This window comes from Staphylococcus sp. AC872 (assembly GCF_979255425.1).
In genome coordinates this window covers 1-240 of sequence record NZ_CEEDKW010000086.1, presented here as the reverse complement: position 1 = coordinate 240, position 240 = coordinate 1, and the positions used below count along the sequence as shown (strand labels likewise).

Annotated in this window: 1 pseudogene; it reads left to right on the top strand. The window is 35.4% G+C overall.

From position 1 onward, the window contains the following. A pseudogene (locus tag ACZ267_RS13025) lies at nucleotides 1-240 on the top strand (glucose-6-phosphate isomerase); the annotation flags it as partial.

Here is a 240-nt window from a genome sequence, read left to right as displayed (position 1 = left end):
AACATGAATTAGAACAACAAAAAGATATCGTGAAGACATTACACAAAACGATACATGAAGGAACTGGTGCAGGAAATAATTTCTTGGGTTGGGTAGACCTTCCAATTGATTACGATAAAGAAGAGTTTTCAAGAATTGTAGAAGCTTCTAAACGTATTAAAGTAAATTCTGACGTGTTAGTTGTTATTGGTATTGGTGGCTCATACCTTGGTGCACGTGCTGCTATTGAAATGCTAACAT